A 26,401-nucleotide genomic window follows, 5' to 3' on the forward strand; every position below is an offset into this window, starting at 1 on the left:
AAAATAAATTAGACAGGTTTTAAATATTTATTTTTTAATTATTTTTCAGTCACAAATCTAAGCGCATTTTCTAGGACTGTTAAATCAGCACCTTGCTTATGGGCATTTTCACTTAAATGACGACGCCATTGTCTTGCACCTGGAATACCTTGGAAAATACCTAACATGTGGCGAGTCACATGACCTAGATAAGTGCCTTGTGAAAGCTCTTTTTCAATATAGGGATACATGGCTCTTACGGCAGCAACGGCATCAGCAATAGGCAGTCGATCATCAAAAAGCGTATGATCCACATGAGCTAAAATAGATGGGTTTTGATAAGCTTCACGCCCAACCATAACACCATCCATATATTTTAAGTGCTCTTTCGCTTCCTCTAGTGACTTAATTCCGCCATTAATTGCCATAGTAAGGTGTGAAAAATCACGTTTTAATTGATAAACACGAGGATAGTCTAAAGGTGGTACTTCACGGTTTTCTTTCGGGCTTAAACCCGATAACCATGCTTTACGCGCATGAATAATAAAAGTATCACAGTTATTATCACGACTCACGGTATCAATAAAATCACATAAAAATTCGTAGCTATCTTGGTCATCGATACCAATACGCGTTTTTACTGTCACAGGAATATCAACCACATCACGCATGGCTTTCACACAATCTGCGACAAGTTGTGCATCTCCCATTAAACAAGCACCGAAACGCCCATTTTGTACGCGATCTGAAGGACAACCCACATTTAAATTAATTTCATCATAGCCACGCTCTTGTGCCAATTTTGCGCACTGTGCTAAAGCTTGAGGATCGCTTCCGCCTAACTGCAATGAAACAGGATGCTCTTCTTCACTGTATTTTAGATAGTCACCTTTACCATGAATAATGGCACCTGTTGTGACCATTTCGGTATAAAGCAGTGTATTTTTACTGAGTTGACGAAAGAAATAACGACAATGACGATCAGTCCAATCGAGCATCGGCGCAACAGAGAAGCGGTTCAAATTATATGTTTTTGAATAGCTATTAATATCATGATTTTCTGTTGTTTTATTGAGTTCTATATTTTCTGACATGCTGTAATTTTTTCGTCTATTTAGGCTGTGGTTATCTCTCATTTGATAAGGAGATAAAATGAGCGCGCATTATAGCATAGAGGATACAAAATATTTTATGGGGTAAATATAAGATCTTATGAATAACTATAAACGTTTTTGATATTCTAATGGCCATAATTTGACAAAATTGTCATAAAAACCTATTTATGATTAAAGAAGCTATTGTACAATAGATGAGCCTATTAGGCTTATATGAAAAGATGGAGAGATTATGATCAAGAAATTTGGATTTAAGAATTACTTTAGTTTCAAAGAAGGTGTAGAAATTAGTTTTGAATATGATGGAAATACACCTAAAAATGTGACTCAAGGTGGACATATTGGCACTGTTCTTGGTATTAAGGGAGCTAATGGTTCAGGTAAAACAAATATTTTGAAAGCGATATCATTTTTATTTTGTTTTGTAACGAGAAGAATGATAACAACAGAAACGAACTCAGCTGATAATAGTGAAGAAATAAAAATACCTATAGAACCATTCTTTTTTTCAACAGAAATAACAGAATTTTATATTGAATTAGAATTATCAGGTGTTATTTATTATTATGAATTAGATATTAGTTCATCAGGAATAAAAAGAGAGGGTTTTATTCGAAATAAAAATGAAGAGGGAAGTAAGGATGTTCTTTTTATTGAAAGAAATAATAATGAAATTATAAAATGTATTTCTGAGTATTCTGAATTAAAGAAAATAAAGTTAAAAGGGGATCAATCAATTATTAGTCTAGTATCTGATTTTAAATTTAATCATTCGATGAATGATTTAATAGTATTTCGGGATTTTTTTAATTCATTTATATTTAATGTAGGACATAATGGATTAAAAAAAGATATGGAAGAAAATATAAAATATATTAGATCATCATTTTATAAAAAAAATCCGGATGCGTTAAATTTTGTAAAAAACATTATCATGGAGAGTGATGATGGTATTAGTGATATTGTGATCGAAACGATTAAAAACAGCTCGGGGGATGATGTTGATTTTCCTGCATTTATACACGAAGTTAATCATAATAAGTTTAGCTTGCTCTATGCTGATGAATCGATGGGAACAAAAACACTTTATAATGAGTTATTTAAATATTGGCTTATTTTAAAAGATGGTGGTGTATTAATTGCCGATGAATTTGATATTCACCTGCATGCTATGATCTTACCAAAAATAATTAATTTATTTACTGACCTATCAATTAACTCTAAGAATTCACAACTTATTGTGACTGCGCACAATACAGAAATAATTGATGATTTAGGTCGTTATAGAACGATTTTAGTTAATAAAGAAAATAATGAAAGCTATTGTTATCGATTAGATGAAATACCTCTATTAAGAAACGATAGAGATATTTCTCCTTTTTATAAAAAAGGGCGTATTGGTGGCGTTCCTAATTTTAATAATAAAAATAGATATTAATATATAAAAGGATATTAATCTATATGGCTAAAAAAAGTTTTCGTGAAAATAAATTGGTGAAAAATTTTATTGATGAAATACCGCAGTGTACTATCGATAAGTCGGGTATTGAAAATAGGTGTAAGTTTAATTTTTCTTATTTTGATTCTGAACAAAAAGCAGGGCAAGATTTTGCTGACTGGAATAAGAATACTGGTATTTCTTCGCTTGAAAATTTAATGGAAAAATTAAAAGAATATACAAAAGAATCATTGCATTATTGGCAAAATCAGCGAATTGGTGGGGGTGGGCTTAAAATACTTGAATACTATAGTAACTTCCCTAGAAAAACCGATTTTAAGCACCCTATTTTTGTGCCAGAAGATGCGTATTGGGCAAGATTCCGATTAGGTAATAAAGTCCGTCTTATTGGTTTTGTGATTCATCCATCTACTTTTAATCATTTATCAGAAAAGAATAGATTACAATATGATACCAATACATTTTATATTGTATTTCTGGATAAGAATCATCTTTTTTATAAGATGGAAGATGAGTAGCCAGAAACAACCAAATAGGAAAACAGAATGCCAACTGAAAAAAAAGCATTACCTTATTTTAAATATCATCCAGAGCCAATAAAAACAGGGGCTTTTATTACTGGTGATACTACGGTATGTGACTGTTGTGGAAAAGAAACAGAGATCTACTATGAAGGGCCTTTTTTTAGCGTAGAGGACATCGAAGCGCTTTGTCCTTGGTGTATTGCTGATGGTTCTGCTAGTGAGAAATTTGAAGGGGATTTTCAAGATCTTTCTTCTGTTGAAGGAACTTCAACAGCCTACAACAGCAAAGGAGAATATTCAGGTTATCAATCAATTGTACCCAAAGAAAATCTTGAAGAACTTATTCGCAGAACGCCAGGATATCAGGGCTGGCAACAAGAACATTGGCTAACACACTGTAGTGATCTCTGTGCATTTGTTGGTTATGTTGGCTGGGAAGATATTGCTGATAAATTAGATGAATTTATTTCTCTCGAAGAGGATATAAGTGATATAGGGATAACAGTAGATGATTTACCAAATAAATTAACTAATGATGGATATTGCCAAGGTTATTTATTTAAATGTTGTTGCTGTGGAAAATTACGGCTACATATTGATTTTAGTTAATAAACTATATTTCAATAATATTGAGTCTGTTTTTATTAGATAGACTTAATAATTTTTTATAATATCTTTATTTATATTGTCACTATTAAAAATGGAAATAGTCAATGCTCGATATTTTACGCTATAAAGCGAGAAATAGTTAAGGAGTATTGAACGTGAATATTAAAAGAAAGATCCTTGTAAAAGTAAATAATATAAATAAATTAAATGATAATAATAAAAAATTATCACTCTTTTTTTATCATGGAAAGTATAAATCATTTTTATCCAACATTGCTTTGATTCCTGTTATTTCATCGCTCTCCCAAATGCCTCCTAAGCGTAATGAAAGGACGACTTTAATAAATTTTAATGATTTAAATAAATATTATTATCTGAATTTACCAAAACAGAATGAATATTCATTAGATGAAATATTAACAATATTAAAACGACATCCTGATATTGAATATGTGCAAGCAATACCAATACAACCTATCGAACCTCCTAATATTACGCCAGATTTTACTCAGTATCAGAAATATTTAAACCCACCAGAGAAAATAATTAATCTTAATAAGATTAATGGATTGGGAATATGGGATGCTTGGGAACAAAAAGCCTATGGACAAGGCGTACAGCTCGCAGATATTGAATGGGATTTCAATCTTTCTCATCATGATTTATCAACAGACAATATTACCTCATTATTACCTTTTAATAAAAAAACCAGTCAGGCTGATCATGGTACGGCTGTGGCAGGGTTAATTATGGGAAAAAAAGATGGTAAAGGGATCACTGGGTTAGCGTATAAATTAGATATGTTTTATGCCATTTCAGAATTAACCCATGGGCGTATTGAGGCTATTATTGCCAGTAAACGTATATTGCATGCAGGGGATATTGTTTTATATGAAATGCAGACAATTTGTGAACATCAGGCTTATGTTCCCGCAGACTATGAAATGCATATTTGGGAAGCAACACGCGCATTAACAGAGGCAGGCATTATTGTGATTATGGCCGCGGGTAATGGCGGTGTTGATTTAGATTTACCCGCATATGACAGTTACCGTCAGCGCCATGATAATTATTCAATACGGGTTGGGGCGGGTTCTCCTTACACTTTAAATCGGTTACCTTTTTCAACGCATGGAACACCGATTCATGTACAAGCTTGGGGAAAAGACGTTACAACGGCGGGTTATGGCGACCTTTTTCGAAGTGATGATAATCATACCTATACTGCTAATTTTAGTGGTACATCATCAGCTAGTGCTTTAGTCGCGGGTGCCGCCGCCGTGATCCAATCTTGGTATAAAGGTAATACAAACCGTGTATTAACACCGGTACAGATGCGTGATCTTTTAATTAGAACGGGAACTTTTCCACTGTCAAATGAAAAAATTGGTCCTTTACCTAATGTGAATAATGCGATTTTATATTTAAAGAAACAAATAAAATATAACTAGGATCCCCTTAATGTATAAACACCTGCTAAAAATGAGCAGGTGTTTTTTATAAGTATTATTTTCTTTTATGACAAAATTAAATGACTAGAAATATTTTTTTTTAATGTTTGCCAAAAATTCTCAGCGGTTTTATTTAACCGTGTATCCATACGATAGATATAAGCCTCTATCGGAATTGTTAATTCAGGTGTATTAAGGCGCACTAGTTTATTTTCTTTTAGCTCATCAACAATAGAATAAATAGGAAGCCAAGCAATACCATGTCCGTCTAATGTCATATTTTTTAATAATTCACTCATAGAAGACATAAAGAGTGTGCGTGTGGTTATTTCACCTACCTCACGTAAGCGTTTATTCACTAAACGCCCCATATAAGATGCGTCAGTATAATTAAGTAAAGGAACTTGAGGTTGGTTGATATCATACATTGCTTTACCTTCTGGGGTTGTTGCACAAACAGGATACATTTCTGACTCAAATATTTTTAAGCAACAGAACGGGGGTTGCATTAAATCTTCATCATAAAAAGAGATGATAAAATCACTACGACCTTCACGCAGTGCATTGACAACTTGTACCACATCAATCGCTTCAACATGATAAACAAATTCCTCACTACACTGAGAAAGAGAGTGGATTAATTTAGGAAGCAGGGTGAGTGATAATGAATGAGCGGCGGCAATATTAATGTTAGGAATGCTTAAAATATTATAGCCTGACAATTCACTAAGATTACATTCAAGCTGCTGTAATAAGCTACGAGCTTGTGAATGAAAGAGCTTACCTTCTTCTGTCAGTTGGAGTGGCAAGGTTGTTCTATCAAACAGTGCAACACCAATCGCAAACTCTAATGCTTGTATCCGACGACTAAAGGCAGGTTGTGAAATATTACGTTGTTCTGCTGCATGTGAAAAATGGCGACACGCCTCTAGCGTTAAAAAATCATAAAGCCATTTCGTTTCTATATTTTTCATCATTACACTTACCCCTTTATTTATTCTTAAAGATTTATTTCGCTATTTTGGTTTGATTTTTATATTTATCGTTAAATATTGGTTATAAAAATTACCTTATTATGTTTTTTCTTAATTCGTATTATGCATCGTGGTGTCATTTTAGTTATTAAGCAATGTTAAATTTAAATAATAATCTTAATAAAACAATAGGTGGTAGTCGTTATCTTATTGCTAACACTAACTTTTATATATTAAAGATAGCAATATTGATTTAATTCTTAATGCATAATCTGCATTGCGCCATACATACTTGCATTTCTCTTTTACACCAAAACACGTTTATATAATAAATATATTATTTTTATAGAAGTTATTAATAGTCAAATTTTTTATTTTCTTTTTAGAAAATGATTAATGATTTTTATCATGTCGTTTATAACGTAAGAGAGATTTGTTATGAAAGGATTAATTGGTGTTCTTGGCGGTATGGGGCCTGCGGCAACAGTAGATTTATTTAATAAATTTATTACCTTTACATCGGTAAACCGTGATCAAGAACATATTCCATTAATTATCTCTTCTATTCCTGATATTCCTGATAGGACTCAGGCATTAATGCAAGGTGGTGTATCGCCTCTACCTTTAATGCAAGACTACTTAAATTTACTAGAAAATGCAGGTGCTGAATGTATTATTATTCCTTGTAATACAGCGCATTATTGGTTTTCTGAATTAAAACAAAGTTGCCATGTGGAAATGCTTAGTATTATTGATTCCACAATGAAAGAAGTGCTTGATAGCGGGAAAGTGAATGTTGGATTACTTGCAACTAATGCGACGGTTTATATGGGGTTGTATCAACAAAGAATAGAAAGTGAAGGTTTGAATTGTATTACACCGAATAAAGAACAACAGCAAAAAGTAATGGAAAGTATTTATTTATTAAAATCAGGAGAAATAGAAAATGCTGAAAAATTAATGAAGGAAATTGCTCAATGCCTTTTTGAGCAAGGCGCTGAAGTGATTGTTTTAGGATGTACCGAAGTTCCTGTTATTTTAAAGAATGAAATTAAAAACAAGAAAAATAAATATATTGATTCAACCAGTGCATTAGTGAAGGCAACTATACATTGGTATCAAAAAAGATCCCATCAGTAAGTTCTAATGAATAATAAGCACATTACAGTCAATTTTAATTTATAAAAAGTAAGACAGACAATTTTAATCATATTTAAAAACTTTATTTATTAAATTAATCTAAATATCTACTGGAGCCAATTATGATTTGGTTAGAAATCCTCGTGGTATTAGGTGCCATATTCTTCGGAATTAGAATGGGAGGAATAGGTATCGGTTTATGTGGTGGGTTAGGGTTGGTTATTTTAACCGTCGGACTCGGTTTACCGATAGGCTCTCCCCCTGTTGATGTCATTTTAATTATTATGACTGTTGTTGTCGCAGCGTCTGCATTACAAGCATCGGGAGGAATGGATTATTTAGTTCGCCTTGCAGGTAAATTGATGCGCAAGAATCCTAAATACATCAATATTATTGCGCCAATGATCACATGGACAATGACAATCCTTGCAGGGACTGGATTTATTGTATTCTCGACATTGCCTGTTATTGCTGAAATAGCAAAAGATTCTGGTGTTCGTCCTTCTCGTACATTAGCGGGATCGGTTGTTGCTTCACAAGTCGCTATTTCTGGCTCACCGATTAGTGCAGCCATGGCCGCTATGTTAGCAATTATGGAATTCAATGGCGTATCCTTTATTACTGTTATGGCAGTATGCTTGCCGGCTTCTTTTGTTGCAGCCATGACGGCAGCTTTTATTGCGTCGCGCCAAGGTTGCGAATTAAAAGATGACGACGTTTATTTAGAGCGCTTAAAAGCCGGTTTAGTTAAAAAGTACGAAGAGAAAAAAAGTAATGACACCGTATGGTCTAAATTTTCTGTCGTGTTATTTCTATTTGCGACAGTTGCGGTGGTTATTCTTGCTGCTTTTCCTGCATTACGCCCAGGGTTTGATTTGGGTAAAACAATGGGAACACGAGATATCATTATCATTTGTATGTTAAGTGCGGCGTGCTTGATGGTTATTTTTTGTAAAACATCTCCCGATGCAATAGTTATGACGCCGACGTTCCGATCAGGTATGAGCTCGCTTGCTGTTATTTTAGGGATAGTGACGTTAGGTACAACTTTTGTTGATTTCCATTTAGAGGAAATTAAGGCGGTTGCGGGAGATATTTTAGCAGCTTATCCTATTTTGTTAGCTGCGGTTCTTTTCTTCACCTGTGCATTACTTTACTCACAAGGTGCAACAACACCTTTAATCATTCCATTAGCCATTGCACTTGATGTGCCTACATGGGCAATTCTGGCCTCTTTTGTTGCAGTTACAGGGGTCTTTGTATTGCCGACATATCCGACTTCACTTGCGGCAATTGAATTTGACTCAACAGGCTCAACACGAGTGGGTAAATATATTCTAAACCACCCCTTTATGTTGCCAGGATTAGGCGGAATTATTACCGGAGTACTATTTGGTTTTATCGTAGCTCCCATGATTGTTTAATTAATCAAAAGGGAAAAGCAATACAGTATAAATATTATTCATTTGAGAAAAAAGCGTTATTAAATAATGTTGTTTTTATACCCCTAGAATCAACTTATTGATAAAACGCGAGTTAAATTACCTGCCAGAGTAATAGAAAGTGTTGTTTAAAATAGTCTCCTCAATCATAACGGATTTATGATTGAGGATTTTTTGTATTACCATGTGTTTTTATAGAAAAAGGGGGCGATTAGACAATTTATAATGGGAAAATTATTTAATCATAAAATTAATAGATTTTTCATATTTATATAAATAAGTAGCATTTTGATTTTATTATCTTTTTGCTAGAAAACAAAAAAGGTCTAATTTATGAGGAAAAACGTAAATATGAATAGTTTTTCACTGTTTATGCGCCTTTTTGCTTTCAATTTCACGCCACTGCGTTTATCATTTTCCGCTTGTACTATACATACGGCGTCGCTGGTTTTGGGCTTCTGTGGAGCATAATGCTCCGGCAGCTCACACAGTCTTTTCCAGTGGCGGTTCTATCTGCATTATTCTTCGGGATAGAGTATTACCTTAAATGACTGAGAAAACATCTCTGACACCAGTTGTCGAATTAAAATCCTTAAGCAAAGGTTTCGACGGAAAACAAATTATTTCCCGCCTCGATCTGACTATCAACCATGGCGAATTTTTAACTATACTCGGCCCGTCAGGCTGTGGTAAGACGACGGTATTGCGCTTAATTGCGGGTTTAGAAGACGTTGATGATGGGCAAATTATCCTTGATGGACAGGATATTACGCATCTTCCTGCGGAACAACGTTTTGTAAATACGGTTTTTCAAAGTTACGCACTTTTTCCTCACATGACCGTTTTTGAAAACGTTGCGTTTGGTCTTCGTATGCAGAAAACACCTGCAGCAGAGATTAACACTCGCGTTGAAGAAGCCTTGCGCATGGTGCAACTTGAAGATTTCGCACAACGCCGCCCTGCACATCTTTCTGGTGGACAACAGCAACGTGTTGCGATCGCACGCGCAGTTGTGAATAAACCGAAAGTACTACTGCTTGATGAATCATTATCTGCTCTGGATTACAAATTACGTAAACAGATGCAAAATGAATTAAAAGCCCTACAACGTAAATTAGGAATAACTTTTATTTTCGTTACGCACGATCAAGAAGAGGCACTGACTATGTCAGACCGGATCGTGGTGATGCGTGAAGGCTGTATTGAGCAAGATGGAACACCGCGTGAAATTTATGAAGAGCCAACAAATCTGTTTGTTGCGCAGTTCATAGGCGAAATTAATATTTTTGATGCTCGTGTTCTTCATCGTATTGATGAAACGCGTATTCGTGCTGATGTTGAAGGTCATGAATGTGATATTTATACCACATTACCTGTGACACAAAATCAGCAACTCAAAGTATTGCTTCGACCTGAAGATCTTCGAGTTGAAGAAATTCACGATCTTGAAAACCTACCTGGGTTAATCGGTTATGTTCGTGAACGTAACTACAAAGGTATGACGCTAGATTCTGTTGTTGAAATGGAAAACGGCAAAATGGTGATGGTGAGTGAATTCTTTAATGAAGATGATCCTGACGTTGATCACTCATTAGACCAAAAAATTGCAGTGACTTGGGTTGAAAGCTGGGAGGTTGTGCTGGCAGATGAAGAAAACACGTAAACTATTTCAAAACATCGTAATTACCGGTGTTGTGGGTTGGTTGATGGTGTTCGTCTTCCTGCCGAATATCATGATCATTGCGACCAGTTTTCTAACGCGTGATGATGCCAATCTTGTCGAAATGACTTTTACACTCGATAACTACTATCGCTTATTTGATCCTATGTATGCAGAAGTATTACTGCATTCAATCAATATGGCGGTGGTAGCAACATTAGCTTGTTTATTATTAGGTTATCCTTTTGCTTATTTTCTTGCAAAAATGCCTAGGAAAATACAGCCATTAATGTTGTTTTTATTGATTGTGCCTTTTTGGACAAACTCACTTATTCGTATTTATGGATTAAAAATATTCTTAAGCACGAAAGGATATTTTAACGAATTCCTGCTGTGGATAGGACTTATTGATAAACCACTTAGGATCATTTATACCCCAGAAGCCGTTGTGCTGGGACTGGTTTATATTTTATTACCTTTTATGGTATTACCGTTATATTCCAGTATTGAAAAGCTAGATAAACCTTGCTTAGAAGCTGCGCGTGATTTGGGTGCTAATAAATTTCAAACCTTTATTCGTATTATTATTCCCTTAACCATGCCGGGCATTATTGCGGGTTGTTTACTCGTGATGTTACCTGCCATGGGCTTATTTTTTGTCGCCGATTTAATGGGAGGGGCGAAAAACTTATTAATTGGTAATGTAATAAAAAGCCAATTCTTAAATATTCGCGATTGGCCTTTTGGTGCGGCAACCAGTATTTGCTTAACACTGGTAATGGGATTAATGCTGTTTGTGTATTATCGAGCCGTGAAGCTACTGCATAAGAAGGTAGAAATAGAATGATAGGACGGTTATTGCGTGGTGGATTTATGTCCATTATTTACGCGTATCTTTACATCCCAATCATCATTCTGATAGTTAACTCATTTAACTCATCACGTTTCGGGATTAATTGGAAAGGATTTACCACAGATTGGTACGCCATTTTATTTAACAATGACAGCCTGCTTCAAGCCGCAGGACATTCATTAACAATGGCGGTCACTTCTGCGACATTTGCCACCTTAATTGGGACGTTAGCCGCAGTTGCGCTTTATCGCTATCGCTTTCGGGGTAAAAAATTTGTCGGGGGGATGTTGTTTGTGGTGATGATGTCACCTGATATTGTTATGGCGATTTCGTTACTTGTGCTGTTTATGATATTGGGGGTTTCACTAGGATTTTGGTCACTTCTATTTTCACATATTACATTTTGTCTGCCATTTGTTGTGGTGACGGTGTATTCACGATTAAGTGGATTTGATGTCAAAATGTTAGAAGCTGCAAAAGATTTAGGGGCAGGTGAATTTACTATTTTACGTAAGATCATTATGCCATTAGCCATGCCAGCAGTGGCGTCAGGTTGGTTATTAAGCTTTACGTTATCGATGGATGACGTGGTCGTTTCTTCCTTTGTAACAGGCCCTAGTTATGAAATTTTACCGCTAAAAATTTATTCAATGGTAAAAGTTGGGGTATCGCCAGAGGTAAATGCGCTTGCAACCATCCTTTTAGGTCTATCCTTAGTTTTAGTGTTAATCAGTCAGTTGATCTTAAGAGACCGAACTGGCAAAGCGGAATGATATGTATTAGTGCGAGTTTCTCGTACTTATTGGGGTCTTAATGACCAATCTGTTGGAGGTAGGCTCACTGCCTATTTGATATTAACGCCTTAACCACTGAAGGAAACACAAATGAAAAAGTGGTCCTCAGTACTTGCTGCTAGTGTAATGGCATTAAGTATTGGTACAGCATCGGCTGATGATGATAAGACATTATATTTCTACAACTGGACGGAGTATGTACCGCCTGGTTTGCTTGAACAGTTTACGAAAGAAACTGGGATTAAGGTGATTTATTCCACCTATGAATCTAATGAAAGCATGTATACCAAGTTAAAGACCTATAAAGAAGGTGCTTATGATTTGGTGGTTCCTTCTACTTATTTTATTTCTAAAATGAGCCATGAAGGAATGCTACAAAAAATCGACAAATCAAAATTAACGCATTTTGATAATCTCGATCCTAGCTTATTACATAAACCGTTTGATCCAGAAAATGACTACTCCATTCCTTATATTTGGGGGGCGACTGCTATTGGGATCAATAGCGATGAAGTGGATGTCACTCGCATTACTTCATGGGCGGATTTATGGAAACCAGAATATAAAGATAGCCTATTATTAACGGATGATGCTCGTGAAGTTTTCCAAGTGGCATTATTAAAATTAGGTTATTCAGGCAATACGACCGATCCTAAACAGATCGAAGAAGCTTATAAAGAGCTACAAAAGCTAATGCCAAACGTATTGGCCTTCAATTCCGACAATCCAGCCAACCCTTATATGCAAGGGGAAGTTAATTTAGGGATGATTTGGAATGGCTCGGCCTTTATTGCTCGTGATGCAGGTGCGCCGATTGAAATGGTGTGGCCAAAAGAGGGCGGAATTTTTTGGATGGATAGCTTAGCGATCCCTGCCAATGCCAAGAATGTTGAAGGTGCTCATAAACTGATCAACTTCTTATTGCGTCCAGAAATCGCGGCTAAAGTGGCTGAAAATATTGGTTACCCAACACCAAATCTCGCGGCACAAAAATTATTGCCAAACACCATTACAAAAGATAGTTCTCTTTATCCAAGTGAAGAGATCATTAATAAAGGTGAATGGCAAAATGATGTCGGTGATGCGACCGTGTTATATGAAAGCTATTACCAAAAACTAAAAGCAGGGCGCTAATGACCTCCTCGTTTTACGCTAAAGCCACCTTTTAAGGTGGCTTTTTTAATAGTGAAAAAGGTCATTTACTTTGTGAAGACAAAAAATGAGTATTTATTTTTATTGATAAGTTGAATTTATTTTTTGAAAGCGTAAAGGTAATGAAAACTTTTTATGAGTGAGTTAATAAACTTAATTGAAGGCGCAAAATGATATCTAGCTCAGCAAAAGGGACGTTATATGGCATTGTTGCTATTTTTCTTTGGAGCACCATTGTTGGATTAATTCGTAATATTAGTGAATATTTTGGTGCGGTGGGTGGTGCCGCTTTGATTTATACCACGGGTACACTGTTCCTTATTTTGATTTTAGGCATACCTAAACTCTCCCTTTTTCCTAAACGTTATCTTTTTTGGGGAGCACTCTTATTTGTTACTTATGAGGTGTGTTTATCTCTGGCATTAGGGTTCGCAACAGATAGAGCACAAGCAATAGAGTTAGGAATGGTAAATTATCTGTGGCCAAGTTTCACGTTAGCACTTGCCGTAATACTCAATAAACAGCGATTCTCTATTTTATTGATTATCGGGTTATTATGCGCATTCAGTGGATTAATTTGGGTTGTCAGTGGTGATAACCCTCTGACAATTGACGGCTTATGGCAAAATATCCAAAGCAACCCATTAAGTTATATATTGGCGTTTTCAGGTGCCATTTTATGGGCGTTTTATAGCAATTTAACTCGTCTTATGTCTGGCGGGAATAACGGCATTGTGCCTTTCTTTTTATTAACGTCACTTGCGTTATGGGGGCAATACCTATTTTCAACGCCAGTTGAATGGATTATTAATACAAAAAGTATCACGCTTTTGTTAATCACGGGGGCTGCTATTGGGCTTGCTAATGCAGCATGGACAATGGGAATGATCAGGGGGAATGTTACATTACTGGCAACACTCTCTTATTTTACACCTGTAATTTCAACCGCCTTTTCATCAATATTATTATCAACCGCACTCTCTTTTTCATTTTGGCAAGGCGTCATGATGGTGACGGGTGGTTCTTTAATTTGCTGGTTAGCAACTCGTCAAAAAAAGATAAAAGTACTCAAAACGATAAAATAGAGAGAAAGCAAGATCCTTAACTCAAATATCACAGTGAAAAGCGGCGTTTTGCATTATTGGCGGTATGGTACTTTGGTCGTATTAATCTAAGTTGAAATTTTTTCACTATACGACAGAGACGATATGCGCTTATTTATATGACTTATATACTAAGAATGCTTACTTTGATTTAAGTTATTTAAAATATAAGTAATACGATAAGAACAAATGCAACAAAAAGGGATTGCTATGAAACTTGAGACACTTTCTGTTCACGCCGGTTATTCACCTGATCCAACGACAAAAGCGGTCGCTGTACCTATTTACCAAACCACATCTTACGCATTTGATGATACGCAACATGGTGCTGACCTCTTCGACTTAAAAGTTCCCGGAAATATCTATACTCGAATAATGAACCCAACCAATGACGTATTAGAAAAACGGGTTGCGGCATTAGAAGGTGGAATTGCGGCTGTTGCAGTGGCATCGGGCATGGCTGCGATTACTTACGCGATCCAAACCATTGCACAAGTGGGTGATAATATTGTTTCTGTCGCTAAGCTTTATGGTGGGACTTATAACTTAATGGCGCACACTTTTCCTCGTATTGGTATTGAAGCGCGCTTTGCTCCTCATGATGATATTGCTGCTCTTGAAGCATTAATTGATGATAAAACCAAAGCAGTATTTTGTGAAACTATCACCAATCCAAGTGGAAATATTATCGATATTCAAGCATTGGCCGATGTCGCTCATCGTCATGGTGTACCTTTAATTGTGGATAATACGGTGGCAACACCTTATTTATGCCGCCCCTTTGAACATGGTGCCGACATTATTATTCACTCTTTAACTAAATACATTGGTGGTCATGGTAATTCTATCGGGGGCATTGTTGTTGATTCAGGTACATTCCCTTGGGCTGAGCATAAAGATCGTTTTGAAATATTGAATACACCTGATGTTTCTTATCACGGGGTAAATTATGTCGAGCATTTTGGTGCTGCTGCCTATATTGCCCGTTGTCGTGTTGCACCTTTGCGTGGAACTGGTGCAGCGCTGTCGCCTTTTAATGCCTTCTTGATCCTACAAGGTTTAGAAACGCTGGCACTGCGTATGGATCGTCATACTGAAAATGCACAGAAAGTAGCAGAGTATCTGCAAAATCATCCTCAAGTTGCATGGGTAAAATATGCAGGCTTAAGCAATCATCCTGAACATGATTTAGCAGTACGTTATATGTCAGGTAAACCTGCGGGTATTCTCTCTTTTGGGATAAAAGGTGGCGCTGAAGCGGGTGCTAAATTTATCGATGCATTGCAATTGATTGTTCGTCTTGTGAATATTGGTGATGCTAAATCATTAGCATGTCATCCAGCATCAACCACGCATCGCCAACTTAATGATGAAGAATTAGAACGTGCCGGTGTTTCACGGGACTTAATTCGTTTATCTATTGGTATTGAGCATATTGACGATATTCTTGCAGATTTAGAGCAGGCATTAAAAGCCAGTATTTAATTAAAGTTATCAAATGATAAAATTAAAACCTTCTTTATTTAAAGGAGGTTTTTTATATTCAATTTTTTAATTCTATTTTTATCAAATTTATTATTTCAAATAAAATAATAAATTTCCAAATCTAATTTTGACGAAAATCAAACTCAACTTATCTCAAATTTTTAAATCTATTATTCAGATCAATTCTATAAAATAATTTTATTTTTTAAATTAAATTTAATTCAAAATAAAGGAATGTGAAGTCAACTCCATTATTTATATATAATAAGCCTCAGTCGAAATCAGATTGATTTCGATCAATAAGGAACATACCGACTGGTCGGTATCATCCTATGCATGAATACAACTGCGCATCACCGAAAAAAAGACCCTATCCGAGTTCAAGAGCAATTATTGGAAGCGGCAAGCATTATTGTGGCTAATGAAGGAATAGCCTCTCTTTCTTTAAATGCCGTGGCAAAAGAAGCGGGTGTAAGTAAAGGTGGGCTACTTCATCATTTCCCCGGAAAATTAGAATTAGTGCATGCAGTATTTAAACGGCTATTAGGTATTATGGATAGTCGAATTGCAGTTATTATGGAAAATGATCCTATTGCCGCGGGACGTTTTTCTCGCGCATATTTAACTTATATTTCTGATTTAAAACAGTCAGACGAAAGTCGCCAATTAGCCATACTGTCTTTAGCAATGCCAAACGAGCCTATTATGCGTCAATGCTGGCGAGATTGGATGTTAGATCATTTAGCCAAAGGCGATAAATTAGATAATAGCTATTTAGGTACATTAATTCGTTATGCCGCAGATGGTCTTTGGTTATCTGAATTAACAGAAGGCCCTACGATTTCACAAGAAGAGCGTAGCGCATTAGTTGAAAGATTATCTGAAATGACATTTGACTATATGGCAAACACAGCAAATCAGTAATTTTAATCAGGATGAATGAGGGCACAATGAAATACAAAATAAATGCCTTAATTTATTACGACGCAACGGATGGCGCAATATCATTAGAAAAAGAGAGTGTTGATACTCATCTTTCTATTACTGCCAATGCGTTACTCTTTTATTTTATTCAACATCCCGGTGTTGTTAATCGTGATGAAGTCTTAAAACGTGTTTGGGATGATAATGGGCTAGTATCATCAAACAGTAATTTAAACCAATATTTGAGTTTATTACGAAAAACATTTCGCCATTATGGTATTGAAAATATCATTGTTACGATTGCGAAAGGACGATTAGAGTTTAATCCGGATATTTCAATTGAACTCATTGATGATTCAACGCTATTACCTTCAATTCAAACCAATGAAGACGCATCTATTTTAGTTAAAGATGAACATCAAATAGCGGTTGAAACCACGACGCCTTTATCTCTAACGCAAACTCAAATGCCTTTAGAGTCTACGCAAGAAGATGCGTCGCAACAAAAACAAAAGCCAGAGATTTGTTGGTATTTAGCCAGCATCGGTTTTTTATTAGGTGCGATATTTCTTTCTGCGATCATCTTTTTTAATCACTATCAATCAAAGCCAATTTCACTGACACCATTAACACATAATGACTGTGAGTTACTTTCTAATGAAGCGATGATTAATTCTGCAGTAAGTGATAATTATGTTCGTAATTTTGACGCTGTAAGAAAAAAGCTTAATTTACAGTGTGTGAAAGGTGAGCGATTTGTTTTCTTTTATGGTGATAAATTACAAACAAATGGATTGGGGCGAGTATTTTTAGCGCACTGTGCTAAGAACGAAGATAATCCATTTAGTTATTGTGACAATTACTTTTACTATTCTTGGAAATACTAATGAAAATCTCAGGGAAACTTTTATGTTTTTTATCGGCCCTGATTTTTATCTTGGTCGCCACTTATGCAGCTACAAGATTACTTACTATCAAAAATGAAGGTGTGATGGTTTGCTCAACCAAAGGTATTATGCGTTTTGAGAATATGGAAGATGAAAATGTAAATAGCAATATTCATTTTTCATTTGGTGCTAATGGTAAAGGGTCGATTGTTGTTGAAGGCTATACCACCTCAAAAGCAGGGTGGTTATATTTACAACGCTATGTGAAATTTAATTATACAACCAAACGTGTTTCACCTACTGAACGTCACTATTTTGTTAGTCAGTGGGAATCAAGTGCCTCATCAATTGATGAATCTCCAGATGTTATTTTTGACTATTTTATGCGTGAAATGTCAGACAGCCATGACGGACTCTTTATTAATGCGCAAAAGCTTAATGAGAAAACATTGTTATTAAGCTCACTCAATTCCCCCCTCTATATTTGTACTTTAAAACCAGGTAGTAAATTCGATTAACTGTCCTGATTATCTGATCTTGTTTTTATAAGGTGGTACGTCTGCTTCCACCTTTTTCATTATCTTAAGACCTAATTGATTACACTCAATTCCTTTTGCTTATTCTTATTGTCATTGTGTTATTACTCTCTCTTTTACCCTCCTTTGTTGTATAGACTGAAAACTTTCCTTAAATAAGCATAAACGCTCAGCCGTCGATTTGTGCCTTTCCAGTAAATGATACTTCTCCCGCTTTATTATTCGCGTAGGCCTCATGTATAGGTGTTAGATAAAGCGTGATTTTTTTCACTTTTTTATACCTGTTGTAAGGAGGTAGAGTAAATAAATACGTTATCAATAAAAAAATAGCACAATTTGTATATAGACTTGATTTAGACTTTTTCAATTATTGATCTCACGTTGAATTATCAGTGATATTCCGCACATCTTTCCCATCGATACATACTGGCTTTTTGCACCTTTTCAACATCCTTCTAACAAAGTTAATTCGCCTATTTTCTAATCTATTTTTTGTGGAAATTGATAAATTTATAACGATGAAAAAAGTAAATAAACAGCATGGTTAAATAAATAGAGCGATAAAAAACACTAAATATCAGAATTAAATTCTATATATATCACTATCATGGATTTATATTTTGTTTTGTTTTTTGCGCGTTATAGTGATTTTGAAACCAACGTCTGCGTTTAAAAAATCACCACGCAGACACAATGGGCAAACGTAAACCGTTAAACGGCTTCTCGGAGGAAATGAAAATGGGTGATGCATTAGGTCTGATCGAAACCAAAGGTCTGGTGGCATGTATTGAAGCCGCTGACGCTATGTGTAAAGCCGCGAACGTTGAACTTATTGGCTATGAGAATGTGGGTTCAGGTCTCGTGACTGCGATGGTGAAAGGCGACGTAGGCGCAGTGAAAGCTGCAGTGGATTCAGGTGTGGAGTCAGCACAACGCGTGGGTGAAGTTGTTACATCGCTCGTGATTGCTCGTCCTCACAATGACATCAACAAGATTGTTATCAAACACAAGGCATAGTTTTTGCCTTAGGAGAACGTATGGGTGATGCATTAGGACTTATTGAAACTCAAGGGCTGGTGGCTTGTATTGAAGCGGCAGACGCGATGTGTAAAGCGGCAAATGTTGAGTTGATCGGCTACGAAAATGTGGGGTCTGGTTTAGTGACCGCCATGGTGAAAGGTGATGTCGGTGCTGTTAAAGCTGCTGTGGAATCTGGCTTAGAAGCGGCTCAACGTGTTGGTACTGTCGTGACTTCATTAGTTATCGCTCGTCCACATAACGATATTCAAAAAATCGTTGCCCAGTACAAAGTGACTGAATAACGAAGGAAATAAATATGAAAGAAGCACTAGGTCTAGTTGAAACCAAAGGTCTTGTCGCTTGCATTGAAGCTGCTGATGCAATGTGCAAAGCAGCCAATGTAGAACTGATTGGTTATGAAAATGTCGGTTCTGGTTTAGTGACAGCCATGGTGAAAGGCGATGTCGGTGCAGTGAATGCAGCGGTTGAGTCGGGTGTTGAAGCAGCAAAACGTATCGGCACCGTCGTGACTTCTCGTGTTATTGCAAGACCGCATAACGATATCGAGAAAATCGCCCAACAGCATAAAGCCTAATTATTTAGGCGCGCTGTAAAGCAAAGAAATAAGTTATTCAGCTAAATTTTTTAACTCCTGTATGGGGGAAGACATGGTTGCATTAGATAAAGATTTGCAATCCAGACAACTGGCTCGTGAGCTAGTTTGTAACGCGAAAAATGCACAACTTGTTTATGCTAAATTTTCGCAGGAAAAAATCGACAGTATTGTAAAACACATTGCATTTGAAGCCGCTCGTCATGCCGAGGAGCTGGCAAAAATGGCAAACGAAGAGACAGGCTTTGGTAAGTGGGAAGACAAAGTTCTGAAAAATACCTTCGCGTCATTGCGTGTGTACGAACATATGAAAGACATGAAGACCGTTGGCATTATCAATGACGATAAAGTGAAAAAAGTCATGGATGTTGGCGTGCCTTTAGGTGTTATCACGGCGTTAGTCCCTTCAACTAACCCAACCTCAACCATTATCTATAAAACCCTAATTGCACTGAAAGCGGGTAATGCAATTATTTTCTCTCCGCATCCCAATGCAAAACAGTGCAGTTTCCGTGCGTTAGAAATTGTTAAAAAAGCGGCTTTAGAGGCTGGAGCACCCGCAGGTATTGTTGATGGTGTGACATTACTGACACTGGAAGCAACAAAAGAATTAATGCACAGCAAAGATGTGTCATTAATTTTAGCGACTGGTGGCGAAGGTATGGTGCGTGCTGCTTATGCATCAGGTACGCCAACCATCAGTGGTGGCCCAGGTAATGGCCCTGCCTTTATTGAACGCAGTGCAGATATCAAAAAAGCAGTGAGCGATATCATCACCAGTAAAACATTCGACAATGGGGTTATCTGTGCATCAGAGCAATCCATTATCGTTGAACGTTGCATTTATAACGAAGTTCACCGTGAGCTATTAGCGCAAGGTGCTTACTTTATGAATGACGAAGAAGCAACCAAAGTGGCTTCAATGTTACTGCGTGCTAACGGCACAATTAACCCCGCTGTAGTGGGTAAAGATGCGATTTATTTAAGTCAGCGTGCAGGTTTTAGTGTGCCAGCAAATACGCGTGTATTAATCGCATTACAAGATACCGTTTCACCGAAAAATCCGTATTCACGTGAAAAATTATGCCCAATCTTAGGAATGTATATCGAAGAAGATTGGAAATCAGCGTGCGATCGCGTGGTGCAATTACTGACTAACGAAGGCTTAGGTCACACTTTAGTTATTCATACTCAAAATGAAGATGTTATCCGTCAGTTCTCTTTAGAAAAACCGGTTAACCGTATTTTGATTAATACTCCTGCGGCATTAGGCGGTATTGGTGCAACCACTAATATCACACCTGCGTTAACGTTAGGTTGTGGTGCGGTAGGTGGCGGTTCTAGCTCTGACAACGTAGGCCCAATGAATTTACTGAATATTCGTAAAGTAGGTTATGGCGTACGTACCGTTGAAGAGTTGAAACAACCTTGTCCTTTAGCACAAGAAGCGGCTCAACCTGCTGTTTCTGCTTGCTCTGTTTCTAGTGCAAATCACCAGACCAGCATTCTTGATGATGATCGTTTTCGTTCACCTTCTTTAACGCCTGTTCATGCTGAATGTGCAACTGCACAACGTCAAACTCAAGGTGATGATCGCTTCGGAGCGTCTCCTTATGCAACGACGGTAAGTGCTTGTGCGCAACAAGTGATTGAACAAGGTGATATTACCGAAGAAAACGTGGAACGCATTATCAAGGAAGTTCTCGGACGTCTGAGTAAATAACTCATTGATATAAGGCGATATAAACCATGATCCTCGCAAAGGTAATCGGACACGTAGTCGCGACACAAAAAAGCCCAGAACTGAAAGGGAGCAATTTATTAATGATTGCCACTTTAGATGATGAGCTTAAGCCACTGAAAAACAAAACATATGTTGCAGTGGACAGTGTCGGTGCAGGTATCAACGATGTTGTGTTGGCTGAAGAATACTTCGCACTGAACAAAGATCGTTATAAAGCGATGTCAGTGGTTGCCATTGTTGAGAAGGTTTATCGAGACAGCAAGGAGTAATAACGACATGAGTGAGTTTCTGATAAAACCCAAAATTCAGTTTGGCACCAATGCACTGGATTTTCTCTCTGGGTTAACTGCCCGCCGCGCATTTGTGGTGACAGATAAAGCAATGGTGAAGTTTGGCTTTGCAAATAAAGTTACCAACAAGTTATTGCAACAGGGTATCGAGTTCCAAGTTTACGATGATGTTGCGTCAGATCCTGATATTTCAGCCATTGTCAGTGGTATGAAAATCATGGATGCCCATTATCCAGATTTGGTTATCGCACTCGGTGGTGGGTCGGTGATAGATGCCGCGAAAGCCGTTATGTACTCCCTCTGGCATACCCGTAAAGAGAGTAACAGAACAAAACCGCAATTTATTGCGATCCCAACCACCAGTGGCACAGGTTCGGAAGTGACCTCTTTTTCTGTGATTAAGTCACACAGTGAAAAACTGGTTTTGGTTGATGAATTTATGTTGCCTGATGTTGCCATTCTCGATCCTGAGTTGGTGAAATCAGTACCACCCGCAATTACAGCTGATACGGGAATGGATGTGCTTTGCCATGCACTAGAAGCGTATGTTTCTAAAGCTGCGTCTGATTTTTCTGATGCGATGGCAGAGAAAGCCGTCAAGTTAGTATTTGGTCATTTGATTGATTGCCATCATCAAGGAGACAACTTACTGGCTCGTGAAAAAATGCATAACGCATCGTGTATTGCAGGGATGGCTTTTACTAACGCTTCTTTGGGAATTACTCACAGTCTTGCCCACGCATTAGGTGGTGTCTTCCATGTTCCTCACGGTCGTGCAAATGCGTTATTGATGACACATGTTGTCGCCTTTAATGCCAATCTTCATGGTGATTGTAATAGTGAAGCAGCAAAACGTTACGCCTATCTTGCTCAAAGCTTAGGACTTCCAGCTAACACTGTAAGAGAAGGGGTAACCAGTTTAATCGTCGCCATTAATGTATTGAAAGATGAAATGGGTATGCCGAAGAGTATTCGCGATACCGGTGTCAGTGAAGCGGACTTTTATGCCCGTTTAACGGAAATGGTCGGACAGGCTTTACGAGATAGCTGTACGCCGACAAATCCACGTGACGTGAACACACACCAATTAGAAACATTGTATCGTCAGGCATTTGCCGGTGTATCACACAGTTAATGCTCAACCGAATAAATACCGATTAGGTCAAGTAAAGAACATCAGGAGAGCCTCACATGGCCAAATATTCTTTGACGCCACGCGTAAAAATGCTGGCAGAACGTTTAGTTTCACGCAATAGCTCAATCATTACAGAGCGTGCGACCATTTTTGATTCTTTAGACAACAGTATTGCAGGCGTTCCTCAAGCGATTAAACCCGCACAACGTTTTTATGAGTTTATCCGCCATTTTCCAAGCCATATCGCACAAGATGAGCTGATTATTGGTAGTCAATCATCAACGCTACGCGGCGCCATTTTCCATACTGAAGAAGAAGTGCGCAGTGACTCTATTTATCGTTTCTTAAGCATTAATAACAGTGTTGCATCACCAGATTATATGCTGGTGGTTAATCAAGGTTTCTTGGCGATTAAAGCACAACTTGAAGACAGAATTAGAAGCATTGGGAGTGCCGTAAATCGTAGCAGTATGGATGAGGCGAACTTCTGTAAATCGGCTATTTATGCATGTGATGCTGCCCTCTATTTTGCGCAAATTCTATCGGCAAAAGCAGAAAACTTGGCTGCAATGGAAAGTAATCCATACCGTAAAGCGGAATTATTAGATAACGCGGCAACATTACGTAAAGTACCTGCAAAACCCGCAGAAACGTTTAAAGAAGCCGTCCAAGTTTTCTATTTACTGCAATTAATCGTACATCTGGAAAATGGTAGCTATGCTATTAATCCAATGGGATTTGATAAAGCGCTTTATCCATTCTATCAACGTGATATTGACCAAGGTCGCTTAACACAGGCGCAAGCGTATGAAATTGTTGAAAGTGTATGGCTAAAATTAGCTGAGCTTTCAGAAGTGCGTGCAACTAAAGAAGTTGATGGTTACCCCATGTTTGATGCAATGACTCAGGGTGTTGATATCAACGATCCGCGTGTCAGCATTAACGAATTATCAGAAATGTTGCTGTCAGCACGTACTAATTTGTCAACATTGCACAGTTCACTGCAAGTCCGTTTATACAACGGTCAAATGAATTCACAACCTCAATACGCAGCGCCTTCAGCACACGTTGTTTCACCAACCGCAGAGACGGGTGAATTTAACGTGATGGAAGGTTTAACGCCTCGATTACAACGTTTACGTAACCGTTATTTAGAAGCACGCCCGAGTGTCTCTATTTACAGAGCATTAGCATTCACTGAAATTGTGCGTAATAACCCAGGTTTACCGCCTATTTTACTGCGTGCTAAAGCCTTCCGTTGTGCGTGTGAAACCGCCCCTATCTTAATTCAAGATGAAGAATTAATTGTGGGTCATCCTTGTGGAAAACCGCGGGCTGGTGCGTTCTCTCCTGATATCGCATGGCGTTGGGTTCGTGATGAACTGGATACCATGAGCACACGTCCACAAGATCCTTTTGTTATCTCTGAAGAAGATAAAAAAGTAATCCGTGAGGAGTTAGTTCCTTTCTGGGAAGGTCGTTCTCTGGATGAAATCTGCGAAGCACAATATCGCGAAGCAGGTGTGTGGGAATTCAGTGGTGAAACCTTTGTCAGTGACCTTTCCTATCACCAAATCAATGGTGGTGGTGATACTTGCCCTGGTTATGACGTGCTGTTATTTACTAAAGGTATGAACGGCATTAAAGCGGATGCTCAAGCTAAACTCGCTGAGCTAAGCATGGAAAATCCGGCTGATATTGACCGTATCTATTTTTATAAAGCATCGATTGAAAGCTGTGAAGGTGTGATTGCTTATGGTCGCCGTATTGCTGAACATGCGCGTGAATTAGCCTCTAAAGAAAGCAATCCTCAACGTCGTGAAGAGCTACTGACTATTGCCCAAGTCAATGAAAATGTACCTGCTAATCCACCTAAAACACTGCAAGAAGCGCTGCAAAGTATTTGGACAGTAGAGTCACTGTTTGAAGTTGAAGAGAACCAAACTGGCCTTTCTTTAGGTCGTTTAGACCAATATTGCTTCCCAATGTATGAAAACGACATCAAAACGGGGGTATTAACCCGCGAACAAGCACTGGAAATGATGCAAGCCTTTATCATTAAATGTGCTGAATTAATGTGGATGTCGAGTGAACTAGGGGCGAAGTATTTTGCAGGGTATCAACCGTTTATCAACTTAACGGTTGGAGGGCAAAAACGCTCAGGCGGTGATGCGTGTAACGACTTAACTTACCTCATTATGGATGCTGTGCGCTTTGTGAAAGTGTATCAACCTTCACTTGCCTGTCGTATTCATAACCAATCATCACCGCAGTATATGGAAAAAATTGTTGATGTCGTAAAAGCCGGTATGGGCTTCCCTGCGTGTCACTTCGATGATTCTCATATCAAGATGATGTTACGTAAAGGTTTTGATTTTGAAGATGCCCGTGATTACTGTTTGATGGGCTGTGTTGAACCACAAAAATCAGGTCGTATTTATCAATGGACATCAACAGGTTATACCCAATGGCCTATTGCGATTGAGTTTGTATTAAACCGTGGTCGTATGGTGCTGTTTGATAGCTACCAAGGTTTAGATACCGGTGATTTACGTGATTTACGGACTTATGAAGATTTCGACCGTGCGGTAAAAGAGCAAGTGGCACACATTGTTCGCTTATCGGCAATCGGTACTGTGATAAGCCAACGTGTTCACCGTGATGTTGCACCCAAACCATTAATGTCGCTGTTGGTTGAAGGCTGTATGGAACAAGGTAAAGACGTTACTGCTGGTGGGGCAATGGTCAATCATGGTCCAGGTCTGATTTTCTCTGGATTAGCAACTTATGTCGATTCAATGGCGGCTATTCGTAAATTAGTTTATGAAGATAAAAAATACACCTTAGAGCAAATCCGTGATGCGTTATTAGCGAATTACGAAGGGCATGAAGAGTTACTGCGTGACTGCTTAAATGCACCAAAATTTGGTAATGATGATGACATTGTTGACCAATATGCACTGGATATTACGGAATGGACAGAGCGTGAATGCCGTAAATACAAAATGCTCTACTCCACACTGAGCCACGGTACGTTATCTATCTCTAACAATACCCCAATTGGTGAGTTAACCGCAGCTACACCAAATGGTCGCTTAGCATGGAAACCATTGTCAGATGGTATCAGCCCAACACAGGGCGCAGATAAACATGGCCCAACTGCGATTATCAAATCAATCAGTAAGATGAATGTTGAAACCATGAACATTGGTATGGTTCATAACTTCAAATTCCTGAAAGGTTTGTTAGACACCAATGAAGGTCGCCAAGGTTTAATTACCTTACTAAGAACCGCGTCCATTCTGGGCAATGGCCAAATGCAATTTAGCTATGTTGATAATGAAGTGCTGAAAAAAGCCCAACTTGAGCCTGAAAAATACCGCGATTTAATCGTTCGTGTTGCTGGCTACAGTGCTTACTTCGTTGAATTATGTAAAGAAGTTCAGGATGAAATTATCAGTCGTACAGTGATTGAAAAATTCTAATTACTGTAATAGGGATGGCCGTGCTGT

Annotated in this window: 24 protein-coding genes; 22 read left to right on the top strand and 2 right to left on the bottom strand. The window is 37.7% G+C overall.

The genetic code is table 11. The features are described from left to right. Positions 1-38: 38 nt before the first annotated feature. Complete coding sequence (dusA, locus tag INT04_RS07295) at positions 39-1,073, bottom strand: tRNA dihydrouridine(20/20a) synthase DusA (RefSeq protein WP_193015496.1); 1,035 nt, start codon at positions 1,071-1,073, stop codon at positions 39-41. Positions 1,074-1,326: 253 nt separating this feature from the next. Between dusA and INT04_RS07300 the strand changes: the two genes are divergently transcribed. The 4 genes from INT04_RS07300 (at position 1,327) to INT04_RS07315 (ending at position 5,137) form a co-directional block, all read left to right on the top strand. Then, positions 1,327-2,532: an AAA family ATPase gene (locus tag INT04_RS07300; RefSeq protein ID WP_193015497.1), complete on the top strand. Its 1,206-nt coding sequence runs from the start codon at positions 1,327-1,329 to the stop codon at positions 2,530-2,532. A gap of 23 nt (positions 2,533-2,555) precedes the next feature. Then, a complete protein-coding gene (locus INT04_RS07305) occupies positions 2,556-3,071 on the top strand; it encodes a hypothetical protein (RefSeq protein WP_193015498.1) in 516 nt (171 codons plus the stop codon). Positions 3,072-3,098: 27 nt separating this feature from the next. Next, complete coding sequence (gene cbrC, locus INT04_RS07310) at positions 3,099-3,686, top strand: PF03691 family colicin E2 tolerance protein CbrC (protein ID WP_193015499.1); 588 nt, start codon at positions 3,099-3,101, stop codon at positions 3,684-3,686. Positions 3,687-3,841: 155 nt separating this feature from the next. Next, positions 3,842-5,137 (top strand): S8 family serine peptidase, encoded by a 1,296-nt coding sequence (locus INT04_RS07315; RefSeq protein ID WP_193015500.1) that lies wholly within the window; start codon positions 3,842-3,844, stop codon positions 5,135-5,137. A 65-nt stretch (positions 5,138-5,202) separates the two neighbouring features. On the opposite strand, the gene hypT is transcribed toward INT04_RS07315, so the two are convergent. Further along, positions 5,203-6,111: a hypochlorite stress DNA-binding transcriptional regulator HypT gene (gene hypT, locus INT04_RS07320; RefSeq protein WP_193015630.1), complete on the bottom strand. Its 909-nt coding sequence runs from the start codon at positions 6,109-6,111 to the stop codon at positions 5,203-5,205. A 438-nt stretch (positions 6,112-6,549) separates the two neighbouring features. Between hypT and INT04_RS07325 the strand changes: the two genes are divergently transcribed. The 18 genes from INT04_RS07325 (at position 6,550) to cutC (ending at position 26,374) form a co-directional block, all read left to right on the top strand. Continuing rightward, positions 6,550-7,251 (top strand): aspartate/glutamate racemase family protein, encoded by a 702-nt coding sequence (locus INT04_RS07325; protein WP_193015501.1) that lies wholly within the window; start codon positions 6,550-6,552, stop codon positions 7,249-7,251. Between the two features lie 122 nt (positions 7,252-7,373). Beyond that, positions 7,374-8,675 (top strand): anaerobic C4-dicarboxylate transporter, encoded by a 1,302-nt coding sequence (locus INT04_RS07330; protein WP_193015502.1) that lies wholly within the window; start codon positions 7,374-7,376, stop codon positions 8,673-8,675. A gap of 565 nt (positions 8,676-9,240) precedes the next feature. Then, positions 9,241-10,356 (top strand): spermidine/putrescine ABC transporter ATP-binding protein PotA, encoded by a 1,116-nt coding sequence (gene potA, locus INT04_RS07335; protein ID WP_193015503.1) that lies wholly within the window; start codon positions 9,241-9,243, stop codon positions 10,354-10,356. Next, a complete protein-coding gene (gene potB, locus INT04_RS07340; RefSeq protein ID WP_193015504.1) occupies positions 10,340-11,200 on the top strand; it encodes a spermidine/putrescine ABC transporter permease PotB in 861 nt (286 codons plus the stop codon). Before potA ends, potB begins: the two co-directional genes overlap by 17 nt. Further along, a complete protein-coding gene (gene potC / locus INT04_RS07345) occupies positions 11,197-11,979 on the top strand; it encodes a spermidine/putrescine ABC transporter permease PotC (protein WP_193015505.1) in 783 nt (260 codons plus the stop codon). The genes potB and potC overlap by 4 nt, the downstream gene beginning before the upstream one ends. A 111-nt stretch (positions 11,980-12,090) precedes the next feature. Further along, positions 12,091-13,134: a spermidine/putrescine ABC transporter substrate-binding protein PotD gene (gene potD / locus INT04_RS07350; RefSeq protein WP_193015506.1), complete on the top strand. Its 1,044-nt coding sequence runs from the start codon at positions 12,091-12,093 to the stop codon at positions 13,132-13,134. A gap of 188 nt (positions 13,135-13,322) precedes the next feature. Further along, positions 13,323-14,237: an aromatic amino acid DMT transporter YddG gene (gene yddG / locus INT04_RS07355; RefSeq protein ID WP_193015507.1), complete on the top strand. Its 915-nt coding sequence runs from the start codon at positions 13,323-13,325 to the stop codon at positions 14,235-14,237. A 228-nt stretch (positions 14,238-14,465) separates the two neighbouring features. Next, positions 14,466-15,740 carry a bifunctional O-acetylhomoserine aminocarboxypropyltransferase/cysteine synthase gene (locus INT04_RS07360; protein ID WP_193015508.1) on the top strand — a complete coding sequence of 425 codons (1,275 nt, stop codon included), beginning with the start codon at positions 14,466-14,468 and terminating at the stop codon, positions 15,738-15,740. A gap of 336 nt (positions 15,741-16,076) precedes the next feature. Next, positions 16,077-16,664 (top strand): TetR/AcrR family transcriptional regulator, encoded by a 588-nt coding sequence (locus tag INT04_RS07365; protein ID WP_193015509.1) that lies wholly within the window; start codon positions 16,077-16,079, stop codon positions 16,662-16,664. Positions 16,665-16,690: 26 nt separating this feature from the next. Further along, positions 16,691-17,551, top strand: a complete 861-nt coding sequence (locus INT04_RS07370) for a transcriptional regulator (RefSeq protein WP_193015510.1) — start codon at positions 16,691-16,693, stop codon at positions 17,549-17,551. Next, a complete protein-coding gene (locus INT04_RS07375; RefSeq protein ID WP_193015511.1) occupies positions 17,551-18,069 on the top strand; it encodes a FidL-like protein in 519 nt (172 codons plus the stop codon). The genes INT04_RS07370 and INT04_RS07375 overlap by 1 nt, the downstream gene beginning before the upstream one ends. Before the next feature lie 756 nt (positions 18,070-18,825). Next, entirely contained in the window at positions 18,826-19,104 is a 279-nt protein-coding gene (locus INT04_RS07380) for a BMC domain-containing protein (protein WP_004249182.1), read from the top strand. A gap of 20 nt (positions 19,105-19,124) precedes the next feature. Further along, a complete protein-coding gene (locus INT04_RS07385) occupies positions 19,125-19,409 on the top strand; it encodes a BMC domain-containing protein (protein WP_006536329.1) in 285 nt (94 codons plus the stop codon). Positions 19,410-19,423: 14 nt separating this feature from the next. Then, entirely contained in the window at positions 19,424-19,702 is a 279-nt protein-coding gene (locus tag INT04_RS07390; RefSeq protein WP_006536328.1) for a BMC domain-containing protein, read from the top strand. A 73-nt stretch (positions 19,703-19,775) separates the two neighbouring features. After that, positions 19,776-21,443 carry an acetaldehyde dehydrogenase (acetylating) gene (locus INT04_RS07395; protein WP_193015512.1) on the top strand — a complete coding sequence of 556 codons (1,668 nt, stop codon included), beginning with the start codon at positions 19,776-19,778 and terminating at the stop codon, positions 21,441-21,443. Positions 21,444-21,469: 26 nt separating this feature from the next. Continuing rightward, entirely contained in the window at positions 21,470-21,733 is a 264-nt protein-coding gene (locus tag INT04_RS07400) for a EutN/CcmL family microcompartment protein (protein WP_064721253.1), read from the top strand. Between the two features lie 7 nt (positions 21,734-21,740). Further along, positions 21,741-22,889, top strand: a complete 1,149-nt coding sequence (locus INT04_RS07405) for a 1-propanol dehydrogenase PduQ (protein ID WP_193015513.1) — start codon at positions 21,741-21,743, stop codon at positions 22,887-22,889. A 56-nt stretch (positions 22,890-22,945) separates the two neighbouring features. Continuing rightward, positions 22,946-26,374, top strand: a complete 3,429-nt coding sequence (cutC, locus tag INT04_RS07410) for a choline trimethylamine-lyase (RefSeq protein ID WP_193015514.1) — start codon at positions 22,946-22,948, stop codon at positions 26,372-26,374. Positions 26,375-26,401: the final 27 nt, after the last annotated feature.

The sequence above is a fragment of the Proteus sp. FME41 genome (assembly GCF_014897315.1).
Classification (GTDB): Bacteria; Pseudomonadota; Gammaproteobacteria; order Enterobacterales; family Enterobacteriaceae; genus Proteus.